Source organism: Ralstonia condita, from assembly GCF_958405655.1.
Lineage (GTDB): Bacteria > Pseudomonadota > Gammaproteobacteria > Burkholderiales > Burkholderiaceae > Ralstonia > Ralstonia condita.
Window position 1 is genome coordinate 299,803 of record NZ_CATYWO010000001.1, and the last position, 12,256, is coordinate 312,058.

A 12,256-nucleotide genomic window follows, 5' to 3' on the forward strand; every position below is an offset into this window, starting at 1 on the left:
CGGTTAGCACGGAACGGTGGCGGAGAGGGGGCCGTCGCGGTGCCAGAGGTGCATGGCGGCATAGGCGCGCCACGGCGCCCAGCGTTCAGCGCGCTCGACCATTGCGCGTCTCGTGGGCAGCGCGCCATCGCCTGCGGCCAAGCGCTTGCGCAACACGTAATCGCCCAGCGGAAATGCATTGGGCCAGGCCAGCGCGCGCATGGCGACATATTGAGCGGTCCATTCGCCGATACCGGGCAACGCTTGCAGTGCCTCAAGCGTTGGCGCAATCGGCTCCAGGGGCTCCAGGCGCAGGTTGCCGCCATCCAGGGTACGTGCAAGCTCCACGACGGTGACGGCGCGGCTGGCCTGCAGCCCCGTCTGCGCGCACAGCATCTGCGGATCGACCACCGCCAGCGTGGCAGCGGAAGGGAACGTCATCGACAACCCATCGCGCGATTGCGGCACCGGCGTGCCAAATGCGGCCGTCAGGCGAGCCAGGATGCGCCGTGCATGCGCGAGCGAGATCACCTGCCCGGCGATGGCGCGCACCGCGATCTCAAAGCCGTCCACGGCGCCCGGTACGCGCAGCCCCGGCATGTCAGCGGCGAGCGCACCGAGGTGGGCATCCACCAGATCAGGCCGGCAGTCCAGATCGAACAGGCGTCGCGCGCGGGCCAGCACGGGAGGCATCGCATGCAGCAGGCTGGGGGACAGCGTGAGGGCCACCGCGTGGCGTCGCGGCACGTTGCGCGCATGCAGCCAGCCGGTGTGGCGCGCGCCGGCATAGTCGACGCTGATCGTGCGTGCGTAGCTGTCTGCGTCGACCACTTCCACGCCGTCGACAGCACGGGCACGCAAGAAATCCAGCAGCGCATGCCACGCGAAGGGCGGCCGATAGCCGAGCATGAGTGTGGGACCATCGCCGGTGCGCGCACCGCCACTGCGGGCACGCAGGCGTGTCGGCGCAAAGCCGTAGTGCTCGGCAAACCCGCTGTTCAGGCGGCGCACGCTGCCGAAGCCGGCTGCAAACGCAATGTCGCTGACCGGCATTGCCGTGTCCGTCAACAGGTGCTTGGCCAGCAGAAGCCGCTGCGTCTGGGCATATTCGACCGGAGAGACGTCGAACTCGGCGCGGAAGATGCGGCGCAGATGGCGGTCTGTCACGCCGACGGCAGTGGCCAGTTCGGCCAGGTCATGCTCTTGCAGAAAGCCTTCGTCAATCATGCGGGCAGCCGCGCGCGCCAGGTTCGACGACATCTCGGCCAGACTGTGCCCCGGCGCCAGTTCCGGCCGGCAACGCAGGCAGGGGCGAAAGCCGGCGCGTTCCGCCGACGCGGCTGTCGAGAAGAAGCGGCAGTTCTGCTGTCGCGGTGTGCGCACTGCGCAGATCGGCCGGCAATAGACGCCGGTGGACGTCACGCCGACGAAGAACCAGCCATCAAAGCGCCGGTCGCGCGATCGTACGGCGTGATAGCAGGCGTCGTGATCGAGTTGCATGGTGGTGAGCCGGAGATTTGACGGCTAGTCTAGTCTCGTCGGGCGGCGCGCGTTCGCCGCATTCGGACATCTCCCTCGGTGTCAGAACCGGGGCGTATCGGCACAATGCAGGCACAACAACACATCGGGAGACCGGCATGTCCAAGACCATCGTCATCACCGGCGGCAGCCGGGGTATCGGCCGCGCCACGGCGGTGCTGTGCGCGCAACGCGGCTGGTCCGTCGCGCTGCAATATCGCGGTAACCGGCAAGCGGCAGAAGAGACCATGGAACTTGTCGAACGGGCTGGCGGCCGCGCGCTGGCGGTGCAGGGCAACGTGTCGAGCGATGAAGATGTGATTGCGCTGTTCGACGCGGCCGCGGGGCGTTTTGGGACCCTGCACGGCGTGGTCAACAACGCCGGCATCGTGGCCGAGGCACAGGACGTGGCCGACATGACCACACACCGCCTGCGCACGATGTTCGAGACCAATGTGCTGGGTGCCTTTCTGGTGGCGCGCGAAGCGGCGCGACGCCTGTGCACCTCGCGCGGTGGAGTCGGTGGTTCGCTGGTCAACGTGTCATCGGCAGCATCGCGGCTGGGCTCGCCGCACGAGTATGTGGACTACGCGGCCTCCAAGGGCGCGATGGACACCATGACGATTGGCCTGGCTCGCGAACTGGCCCGCGATGGCGTGCGCGTGAATGCCGTGCGCCCGGGCCTGATCGAGACCGACATCCACGCGTCGGGCGGCCAACCCGACCGCGCTCAGCGTCTGGGCGCCGGCACGCCCATGGGCCGGCCGGGCACGCCCGAGGAAGTGGCCGAATCCATCGTGTGGCTGCTTTCCGATGCGGCGTCTTATGTGACCGGCGCCTTGCTGGACTGCAGCGGCGGTCGCTGAGGAGAAGGGCGGGGCTAGGCGTCTGCTCCGGCGCGGAACGTGTCGCACTGGCGGAGGTCTCCGCCATCAAAACCCTGGCGGAACCAGTGCATACGCTGCTCCGACGTGCCGTGCGTGAAGGCGTCCGGCGTGACGCTGCGGCCGGCATTGCGCTGCAGCGTGTCGTCCCCGATGGCGTGGGCGGCAGTGAGCGCCTGTTCAAGATCGCCGCGCTCGAGCAGGCCGCGTTGCTGCGCAAAGTGGCCCCACACGCCCGCCAGGCAATCGGCCTGCAGCTCCAGTTTGACGGACAGCGCATTGACCACGCGTTCGGGCTTGCCGGCCTGAGCGCGGCTGACCTTCTCCGAGACCCCCAGCAGGTTCTGCACGTGGTGCCCGACCTCATGCGCGACCACATACGCCGCGGCAAAGTCGCCCGGCGCGCCGAAGCGGCGTCGCAGCTCATCGAAGAAGCTGAGATCCAGATACACGTTGGTATCGGCCGGACAGTAGAACGGCCCGACAGCGGACGTGGCGTCACCGCAGCCTGAGCGGATGCCCCGGCGGAACAGCACCAGCTTGGGTGGCTGATACGCGCGCCCGGCCTGTTTGAAGAGCTGCGACCACGTGTCTTCCGTGTCGCCCAGCACGTGCGTGACGAGCGATTTGCTACGCTCATTGTCAGTCTCGCCGGTCGGTCGGGCCGGGCTGTGTGGCGCGGACTGCACCGGCGCGTTCTGCGACGCCTGCATCACCATGCCGAGGATTTCCAGGGGATTCTTGCCCATCAGCAGGCCGACGACTGCCACGATGGCAATCCCGCCGATGCCAAGCCGCATGCCTCCGCCACCGAAGCCACCGCCACCCGAGGACTCGCGTTCGTCCTCCACGTTACTGCTCTCGCGCATGTCATCCCAACGCACGTGTTTCTCCCTTGATGCACTGGCACCGGCGTCACACCCGGTAAACTTTGCAAAGTCTACCTGTCCGGAAGGCAAGCCGGCACCCACGGCGCCGTCGGAATCGTCTGCGGCGCGATCCGAAAACCCCGCTGGCAACGGATTGCGGAAGTTTGTGGCGTCGCACAATGCCCGGCAGGAAAGTTGCTAGCCAAAGCTGCCGATCCCGATGCCCCGCTGTCACGCGCGTGTCATGCGGCGATTTCCGAATAACGATCCCGAGTGTTCACCATGCGTTTGCCTGCTTCGATGACGGCCCCACCGCCGAACGCCGCGGAGGCGCCTCCTCCCCTCGCTGCCATGCACGTCGATCCGACCCGGGTGTCCGACGTGGAGGCGGAGCCGCGCGCAGCCGAGTGCAGGCCCTGGTGGGCGCGCGCGTGGGGGGCCATGGTCGGTGGGGCGTTCACTAACGTGGCGGCGGCCCTTATCGCGGTGATGGGCGCCGCCTACGTCGGGATGTATCACGCGCCATGGGTGAAAAGCCTGGCTGGCCGTGCCCCGGCGACTGCGCAGGCGGGCGAGGCCGTGAGCGTCGCGGTGGCGGCGGTACCAGCCAGTGCCGTCCCGTCGCGGCCTGCGGCACCCATGGCGCAGCTCGAGCCGTCCGCGCAGGCGGCCTCGCCCGAACGCGTCGCGGCGGCGCGAGATCGCATGGAGCAGCGCATCTATTCACAGATGCCCGCCCGCGCTCGCACGGTGGCGGAGACCGAGACGATCGACGAGTCAGCGCCTGGCTTCGAGAGCCATGGCCGGACGTCCCGCGGTACGCGCCGCCATCATCGGGGCGCACGTCATCTGAAGGGTCAGGGCGCACCGTGGAATGCGGCCTGGTACAAGGGTGCCTGAACCGCTGCGACGAGCGTGGTCTTCTGCACGCTCAGGCGGCGCGCGCAGGCTTGCGCCGGCGCAGCGCAATCAGGCCCAGCGAGAGTCCGCTTACCGCGGCTGCGGTCAGCACGTAATAGCTCGGGGCCAGCGTATCGCCCGTCGCGTGGATCAGCCACGTGACGATGAGCGGCGCGAACCCGCCGAACAGCGTCACGCCCAGGCTGTAGCCGAGAGACAGCCCCGTCGAGCGCACGCGCGTCGGAAAGATCTCCGACATCAGCGCGGGCATCGGGCCCGAATACGCCGCCTTGAAGATGCCCGACACGGCCTGCAGCACCAGCAGCGCGCCGATGGTCGGATGGGTGCGCAGCACGGCAAACATCGGGTAGATCAATAGCATCATCAGCACGGAGGTGGTCAGCATGATGCGAATGCGGCCGATGCGATCCGACAGCGCGCCCATCACCGGGGAGAGCAGAAACTGCAGCCCGCCGTTCAGGACCACGACCGCGAACGATTGGGCTGCCGGCAGATGCAGCTGCTTCACGGCATATGTCGGCATGTAGAGCTGCAGCACGTAGACCGATACGGTCGACTGCGCCACCACGCCCACCGCCAGCAACAGGTTGGTCCACTGAGATGCGAACGTTGCCTGAGGACCGGCCGTCGTTTTCTTCTGTTCGGCGACAAATTCGGGCGTCTCATCCAGGTGTCGGCGGATGTAGAAGCCGACGGGCCCGACCAGCAGCCCGAAGACGAACGGCAGGCGCCAGCCCCAGCTTTCCAGATCGGCCGTCGTGAGCGACGCCGTCAGCAGTGCTCCGAAGCCCGAGGCAAGGATCGCCGCCAGGCCCTGGCTGGCGAACTGCCAACTGGCGTAATAGCCGCGCCCGCGCGTGCTGTGTTCGACCATGAACGCTGTCGCGCTGCCGAACTCGCCGCCCACTGCAAAGCCCTGCACCAGGCGCGCAAGCAGGATGGCCACAGGCGCGACAAGGCCGATCTGACGGTAGCTCGGCATCACGGCAATTGCCAACGTGCCGACGATCATCAACAAGATGGACAGCGTCAGCGCCGCCTTGCGCCCCTTGCGGTCCGCATAGATGCCCAGCACGATCGCGCCCACCGGCCGCGTGATGAACGACACGCCAAAGCTGCCCACCGCAAACAGCAGCGACACCCATTCGTCGTCGGCAGGAAAGAACAGTTTTCCGATGATGGACGCGAAGAAGCCGTAGACCAGAAAGTCGTACCACTCCAGCGCATTGCCGATCGACGACGAGATGACGATGCGGCGTGCGTGGGCAGGTGCAAGTGTGGAACGTGCGGGCGCGTCAGCACTTGCCGCGAGCGGAGCGGTCATGGTGGGGTTCCTTTGGTGCTGGCCGGATTCGCTTTGATGGGGACTGTTGCGCGTTGCTGGTCCGGCTGACGGGGCAACGCGCCTGAGGGGAGGGCTTAGAAGCCCACCGCGTGGCCGTCGCGGCGGCTGTCGCTGGCGGCGACATAGCCGTGGTCTGCGTCATCCGACAGACGCCAGATGAACTGACCGGAGCCGAAATCCATGTACGGGTCGGCCACCGATTCCAGCTTGTGTCCGCGCGCTTCCAGCGCGGCAACGGTGGCGGCGTTCATGGTCGCTTCCACGTCGAGGGTGAAATCGCGGTTGACCTTCCAGCGTGGTGCGTCGCACGCGGCCTGCGGCTGTTGCTTGTAATCGAGCATGCGCACCAGCGTCTGCAGATGGCCTTGCGGTTGCATGTCGCCGCCCATCACGCCGAAGCTCATCTGCGGCTTGCCGTCCTTGGTCAGGAACGCCGGGATGATCGTGTGGAACGGCCGCTTGCCGCCTTCCACCACGTTGGCCGACCGCGCGTCCATCGAAAAACCGAAGCCGCGGTTCTGCAGGCTGATGCCCGTGCCCGGCACGACCACGCCTGAGCCGAAGCCCATGTAGTTCGACTGGATGAACGACACCATCATGCCGTTCTCGTCCGCGGCGGTCAGGTACACCGTGCCGCCGGCGCGCGGCATGCCGAAGGTGGGCACCTGCGCGCGGCCCATGTCGATGAGCTTGGCGCGTGCATCGAGGTACGCGTCGTCGAGCATCTGCTCGGGCGTGACCTCCATCGAGCGCGGGTCGGCCACGTATTTGTAGAGATCGGCAAACGCCAGCTTCATCGCTTCAATCTGCAGATGCTGCGAATCGGCCGAGTCGACGGGCAGGGCGCCGAGGTCGAAGCGGTCGAGAATGCCCAGGGCGATGAGCGCAGCGATGCCCTGGCCGTTCGGCGGGATCTCGTGCACGTCGTAGCCGCGGTAGCGCTTGGTGATGGGCTTGACCCACTCGGGCCGGTAGTCGCGCAGGTCTTGTGCGCTCATGCTGCCACCGCACTCGCGCGAGTACGCGGCGATGCGTTCAGCGAGTTCACCTTCGTAGAAATCGCGGCCGTTGGTCTGGCCGAGGCGGCGCAGCGTGGCCGCAGCCTCTCCAAAGACGAATTTCTCGCCGACCTCCGGTGCGCGCCCGTGCGGCATGAAGGCTCGCGCGTAGCCGGGCTGATTGTGCAGCTCGGGGATTGCTGCGGCCCACTTGTGCGCGACGATGGGCGCGACGGTGTGGCCACGCTCGGCAATCTCGGCGGCGGGTTCCAGCACATCGGCAAACGGCAGCTTGCCGAAGCGCGCGTGCAGCGCGGCCCAGGCGGAGACGGCGCCGGGTACCGTCACCGCATCCCAGCCGCGCGTGGGGCGCTTCGGGTTGCCGTTGGCGTCTTCGCCATATTTCTTGCGGAAGTAGTCGAGGCTCCAAGCCTGTGGCGCGGTGCCGGAAGCGTTCAACCCGTGCAGTTCCTCGCCGTCCCACAAGATAGCGAAGGCATCGCTGCCCAGACCGCACGAGACGGGCTCGACCACGGTCAGCATGGCTGCCGCCGCGATGGCCGCATCCACGGCGCTGCCGCCTGCCAGCAGCATGCGCAATCCGGCCTGCGCGGCCAGCGGGTGCGAGGTGGAGACAACGTTGCGCGCAAACAGGGGAATGCGAACCGTGGGATACGGGTTGTGCCAGTCGAAACGGTGGGACATGGTGCTCAGGTGAAGTGAGATTGACGATCGATTATTTGCGGTGCACAGAATTTAATAAAGTTAAAATTCATTGGATTCTGCTTAAGAAAAACTTGAGATTGCATCGGCACTGGCCATGAGCACAGTTCGTTTCCTCCGGACCTTCGTCGCCGTCGCGCGTCATGGGTCATTTGCGGCCGCCGCAGAGCGCGTGGCACTGACGCAGGCCGCAGTGAGCCTGCAGATGCGCGCCCTCGAGGCGGAGTTGCGCCGCGACCTGTTTGATCGGTCGGGCCGCACCGTCACCCTCAACGCCCATGGCCGCGCCCTGTTGCCGCAGGCAGAGCACCTGCTGGCCCTGTACGACGCCATGCGCATCGGCGACGAGCCGCAGACCGAGCTGGCCGGTGCGGTAGCAATCGGGGCGGTGGTGTCGGTCATGGGCTCCCTGGCGCATGCGGTGGCGGGGCTCAAACAGGTGCACAAGGGGCTCGATGTGAAGCTCGTCACCGGGAAATCGGGCGAACTGGCCGATCAGGTGGAGGCGGGCGAGCTGGACGGTGCACTGGTGGTGGAGCATCTGGAACGCCTGCCCGCCAATCTGGCGTGGCATCCGCTCTATGCCGAGCCGCTGGTTGTCGTCGCCGGCCGCCACACACGCGGTCGTGCCGAAGAAGTCTTGCGCACCCACCCGTTCCTGCGCTTCGATCGCGCCGTCCGCACCGGCGCCCTGATCGACCGCGCCTTGCGCAAGACACACATGGCCGTCAACGAGTTCATCGAGGTGAATTCGATCGAGGCGATTGTCGAACTGGTGCGTCAGCAGGTGGGCGTGACGCTCGTGCCGCGCCTGCGCCGCGCCAGTTGGGAAAGCGATCCGGCCTTGCGCGTGCTGCCCATGCCACCGCAGACGCCGGAGCGCACCGTCGGCATGATCGAGCGGAAAGAGCACGTGCGGCACGGAGTGATCCAAGCCGTACTCGATGCGCTCGAAACCACATTCCGCAAGCCCAGCGCCTAGACTTGAAGCACCAAGGCTCGCTTCCGGAGGCTGTAATGGACGGATTCATTGAACGCTGGCGCGACGAGCTGATCCTGCTCGGGCGCGTGCTGATGATGCTGTTGTTCCTGATTTCCGGCTGGGGAAAGCTGACGGGCTTCCAGGGCACCGTCGGCTACATGGGGACGGTCGGCGCGCCGATGCCGATGGTCGCCGCCGCCATCGCGGTCGTCATGGAGTTTGGGGTGGGGATCGCGCTGCTGATTGGCTTCTGGACGCGTCCGCTGGCGCTGCTGATGGCGCTGTTCGTGCTGGGCACCGCGCTCATCGCCCACACGTTCTGGAACGTGGAAGGCGCCATGCAGACGGCCAACATGGTCCAGTTCTACAAGAACCTGAGCATCATGGGCGGGTTGCTTCTGCTGGCCGTGACGGGGCCGGGGCGGTATGCATTGCAGAAGTCGTAGGTCGCGTGATCAACGCAACGACCGCTGCACCAGCACCAGCACGGCAAATATCCCGCATGCCACCGCAAACCAGCTGAAGAGCTGCATGCCGGCGAGCAGCGTCGCCTGCCGGTCGATTTCCGCCGACAGGATTGCCAGCCGCTGTGGCGTCAGCGGATTCACCGCCTGCAGATCCGCCGTGAAGCGCGTCACATGCGCGACGATCAGCGAGCGCGATTCCACCTGCTGTGTCTGGAGTGACACGGCTGCCAGCCCGGTGCCCACCGCCGTGGCGAACTGTCGGGCGATGTTCTTCATCTGGTAGCCGTGGGCGAAGTCCTCTCGGTCGAGGTCCAGGTAGGTCATCATCGCCACCTGGATCATCACCGCTCCGGGCGTGATGCCCTCCAGGATCGAGACGGGAAAGAAGGCGTAGTCCGGTGCGCCGGGCATCAGGCTTGTCGCCAGAATGAGCGCGGCGGCGGCATACACGGCAAAGCCGATGGCGATGAAGCGGCGTTTGCGGAAGAAGAGCGGCAGCCAGGTCGTCATGACCACCGCCACCACCGTCGACACTGCGCCGCTGATCATCAGGAACAGCGTGGTCGTGCGGAACGTGAAGCCCAGCCCGCCTTGTGACACGGCCGGAAACAGGTACGACCAATAGCCGCTCATCAGGTAATAGACCGCATAGAAGCCGATACCCCACAGGTAGCGGCGACCGTTCAGGCGCGAGAGGTCGAGCCAGGGGTCGGGGTGCGTGCGCAGACGATGCACGGCCAGCAGCAGCGACGCCGCGCCACCGAGCAGCAGCAGCGGAATCGCCGGCGATGCCGTCAGCCGGTTGTAGCGCAGCTCTGACAAGCCCATCAGGAACGACAGCGCGCCGATGGCCATGGCGCCCACCCCGATCCAATCCCATGCGCTGTCTTCGGGCGGGGCCTCGTGCGGACGGCGCGCGGCACGTGTGCGGGGCTGATGATGCTCGGGCGGCAGGAAGAACATCGCCGTCCACGCCACCGCTGCGAGCAACAGCTCGAGCCAGAAGATCACGCGCCACTCGCTGTATTCGAGCACTTCTGCGCAGATCCAGGGGGCGATGGTCGTCAAGCCGAACAGGCCGACGCTGAACATCAGCATCGGTGGAATGCGCTCATCGGGTTCAGCGGTGAGCTGGACCAGGATGCGCGAGGCCGAGAACAGCCCGCCCGCGCCCAGGCCCTGGATAGTCCGCCCGATGACCAGTTCACCGATGCTGTTCGATTGCGCACACACCACGCAGCCGATCGCAAACAGCACAATGCCGACCAGCGAAAACGTCCGGTAGCCGACGTGGGCAGCAATGCGGCCGATGGCCAGGTTGGCCACCACTGCCGCGACGGCATAGGCGGTCACGGCATACAGATACGCCTCGGGGCTCGCGTGCACCCCACCCTGGATATGCTGGCCAGCTACCGCCATCATCTGGGACGAGACAAAATCGAGTCCGGTGGACAGGCCCATTGCCAGTCCGAAGGCATGGACACGGGCGGACGAGAAATGCGGGAACGCCCGCAGGGAAGCGGGCCGGAGGATTTGCAGCGACATGGGCCGGAGCATAAACTTGCCCGCCAGCCGGATAAACGGCCAACTCTAGGAACACTGTCCAGTCATGCGAACAATGGAGTGGAACGACTGGGAAACCTTCTGCCGCGTGGTGGAAGCCGGCAGCTTCACCGCCGCCGCAGACGCGCTGGGTATCCCGAAATCGACGGCCAGTGCCGCCGTGTCGCGGCTGGAGGCATCGCTGGGCGTGCGGCTCATGACCCGCACCACGCGCCAGTTGCGGCTGACCGAGGCGGGCTCGCATTTTTACGACGACATCGCCCCACTGTTCGAGCGCCTGCGCGAAGTCCACGCGGATACCACCGCCGCCAGCGAAGCCGTGGCCGGCACGCTGCGGATTGCCGCGCCATACGAAGTCGGCGCCCAGCACCTGACCGAGCCCGTGTGCCGTACGCTCGAGCGCTATCCGCACCTGCAGATCCAGGTGCATATCTCATGGGAGCAGCCTGACCTGCTCGCCAGCGGTTACGACATCGTCTTTGTCATGGTTGATCAGGTCCTGCCCGATTCGTCGCTGGTGGCGCGCCGCGTCGTGCTGATCCCGCGCGGTTTGTATGCCGCGCCATCGTTGCTCGCAGCGCGCGCGCCGCTGAAGACCCCGGCGGACCTGGCCGGCTGGCCTTGCCTCTCTGGCCCGGACGATGCGAGCTGGGCCTTTCGGCCGGTCGGCGAGCCCACAGCGGAGCCCATTGAAATCCCCATCCAGCCGCGCCTGCAGACGCTCAATGCGGAGATGCGCGCACGGGCCGCCGTGCGCGGCCTGGGCGTGGCGCGCATGGCGCGCTCGGTGGGCGATGCGGAAGTCGCCACGGGCCGGCTCGTACGCGTGCTGCCAGATTTCGAACTGACTGCGTTGCGCGTCTACGCGCTGATGCCGGCACGCAAGCTGGTGCCACGCAAGGTGCGCGTCTTCCTGGACGCGCTGGAGGCCGAGGGCGTGACGTCGGCACCTGCGCCGGCCAAGTCCTGAGGCCTTTGCCGAAGCGCCGCGCCGGATGTCACAATCGGCGCTTTCCTATTCGGATTGTGAGGGCCGGCGACCATGCGTCTGCGCCAGATCGAAGTCTTCCGCGCCGTGATGCTGGTCGGGACCGTCAGCGAGGCGGCGCGCATGCTGAACGTCTCGCAGCCCGTGGTGACGCGCGTGGTGCAGCACACCGAGCTGCAGCTTGGCTTCCGGCTGTTCGATCGCACCAAGGGGCGTCTGCAGCCGACCGCCGAGGCATTCGAGCTGTTCGCGGAAGTGGAGCGCCTCTACCAGGAGGTCGAGCGCGTGCGGCGCGTATCGGCCAATTTGCGGCACAAGGGCGCGGGGCGCTTGCGTGTGGCGGCGACGCCCAGCCTGGCGCCGAGCATTCTGGCGCCCGCCGTGCGGCGGTTCTCGGAACGCCATCCCGATACGCTGGTGCGGGTCTTCACCCACCATACCGCCGAGATCGTCCAGGGGCTGCTCTCCCAGGATATTGACGTCGGCTTCGCCTTTGCGCCGCCGGTACGCCCCGCCATCAGGACCACGCCCGTCGCGCAGGGGCGCATCCTGCTGGCTGCGCCGCGCGCGTGGGTGAACGATCAGACGGATGGCCGTGCGCTGCACAGGCTGGTTGCGGAAAAGCCTTTCATCGGTCTCGAAGACCAGATTTCGCTCGGCTCGCTCGTCGGGCAGACGCTGGCACGCGGCGGGCTGGCGCCGCAATCGACGCTGGAGGTGCAGACGTATTCACTGGCGCGCTCGCTGGTCGAAGAGTCGCTGGGCGTGACCATGCTCGACCAGTTCACGGCGGCCACCGGCAGCATGGACCGCATTGCGCTGTTTGCGCTGGAGCCTGCGCAGACCTTTGACGTGCGGGCCATGCGTGCGGAGCATCACGCGCCGTCCTCGTTGGCCGACAGCCTCGTGGCGTGTTTTGCCGAGGCCGCGCGTGCGTTGTCCGATGCATTGCCGCAGCGCCTGGAGCCCGCGGCATTTGCCCTCGGCGCCGCCGCAGCGGAGGAGGAAGCGGACTAACT

The 12,256-nt window shown here is 66.8% G+C and carries 11 protein-coding genes; 6 read left to right on the plus strand and 5 right to left on the minus strand.

Translation table 11 applies throughout. The features are described 5' to 3' along the window. Nucleotides 1–3 precede the first annotated feature (3 nt). Nucleotides 4–1,479: a DNA-3-methyladenine glycosylase 2 family protein gene (locus R2N03_RS01395; protein ID WP_316654304.1), complete on the minus strand. Its 1,476-nt coding sequence runs from the start codon at nt 1,477–1,479 to the stop codon at nt 4–6. Between the two features lie 137 nt (nt 1,480–1,616). Between R2N03_RS01395 and R2N03_RS01400 the strand changes: the two genes are divergently transcribed. Continuing rightward, on the plus strand, nt 1,617–2,363 hold the full coding sequence (locus R2N03_RS01400; protein WP_316654306.1) for an SDR family oxidoreductase: 747 nt from the start codon (nt 1,617–1,619) through the stop codon (nt 2,361–2,363). A 14-nt stretch (nt 2,364–2,377) separates the two neighbouring features. On the opposite strand, the gene ypfJ is transcribed toward R2N03_RS01400, so the two are convergent. Next, entirely contained in the window at nt 2,378–3,265 is an 888-nt protein-coding gene (gene ypfJ / locus R2N03_RS01405; RefSeq protein ID WP_316654308.1) for a KPN_02809 family neutral zinc metallopeptidase, read from the minus strand. 450 nt (nt 3,266–3,715) lie between these two features. Here ypfJ and R2N03_RS01410 point away from each other — a divergent pair, with 450 nt between their 5' ends. Further along, nucleotides 3,716–4,150 carry a hypothetical protein gene (locus tag R2N03_RS01410; RefSeq protein ID WP_316654311.1) on the plus strand — a complete coding sequence of 145 codons (435 nt, stop codon included), beginning with the start codon at nt 3,716–3,718 and terminating at the stop codon, nt 4,148–4,150. 31 nt (nt 4,151–4,181) lie between these two features. Here the strand turns inward: R2N03_RS01410 and R2N03_RS01415 are convergent, their stop codons facing one another. Together R2N03_RS01415 and R2N03_RS01420 are read right to left on the minus strand one after the other, a co-directional pair. Beyond that, nucleotides 4,182–5,495: an MFS transporter gene (locus R2N03_RS01415; RefSeq protein WP_316654314.1), complete on the minus strand. Its 1,314-nt coding sequence runs from the start codon at nt 5,493–5,495 to the stop codon at nt 4,182–4,184. A 95-nt stretch (nt 5,496–5,590) separates the two neighbouring features. Then, complete coding sequence (locus R2N03_RS01420) at nt 5,591–7,219, minus strand: gamma-glutamyltransferase family protein (protein WP_316654316.1); 1,629 nt, start codon at nt 7,217–7,219, stop codon at nt 5,591–5,593. A 115-nt stretch (nt 7,220–7,334) separates the two neighbouring features. On the opposite strand from R2N03_RS01420, the gene R2N03_RS01425 reads away from it, so the two are divergent. Both R2N03_RS01425 and R2N03_RS01430 read left to right on the plus strand, forming a co-directional pair. Then, nucleotides 7,335–8,219 carry a LysR family transcriptional regulator gene (locus R2N03_RS01425; protein ID WP_316654318.1) on the plus strand — a complete coding sequence of 295 codons (885 nt, stop codon included), beginning with the start codon at nt 7,335–7,337 and terminating at the stop codon, nt 8,217–8,219. Between the two features lie 35 nt (nt 8,220–8,254). After that, the gene (locus tag R2N03_RS01430) at nt 8,255–8,665 is read left to right on the plus strand and encodes a DoxX family protein (protein ID WP_316654320.1); all 411 of its coding nucleotides are present in this window, start codon (nt 8,255–8,257) and stop codon (nt 8,663–8,665) included. 9 nt (nt 8,666–8,674) lie between these two features. Here the strand turns inward: R2N03_RS01430 and R2N03_RS01435 are convergent, their stop codons facing one another. Continuing rightward, a complete protein-coding gene (locus R2N03_RS01435; protein WP_316654322.1) occupies nt 8,675–10,231 on the minus strand; it encodes an MFS transporter in 1,557 nt (518 codons plus the stop codon). Between the two features lie 73 nt (nt 10,232–10,304). On the opposite strand from R2N03_RS01435, the gene R2N03_RS01440 reads away from it, so the two are divergent. Together R2N03_RS01440 and R2N03_RS01445 are read left to right on the plus strand one after the other, a co-directional pair. Next, nucleotides 10,305–11,219 (plus strand): LysR family transcriptional regulator, encoded by a 915-nt coding sequence (locus tag R2N03_RS01440; protein WP_316656482.1) that lies wholly within the window; start codon nt 10,305–10,307, stop codon nt 11,217–11,219. 72 nt (nt 11,220–11,291) lie between these two features. Then, nucleotides 11,292–12,254, plus strand: a complete 963-nt coding sequence (locus R2N03_RS01445; protein ID WP_316654325.1) for a LysR family transcriptional regulator — start codon at nt 11,292–11,294, stop codon at nt 12,252–12,254. Nucleotides 12,255–12,256: the final 2 nt, after the last annotated feature.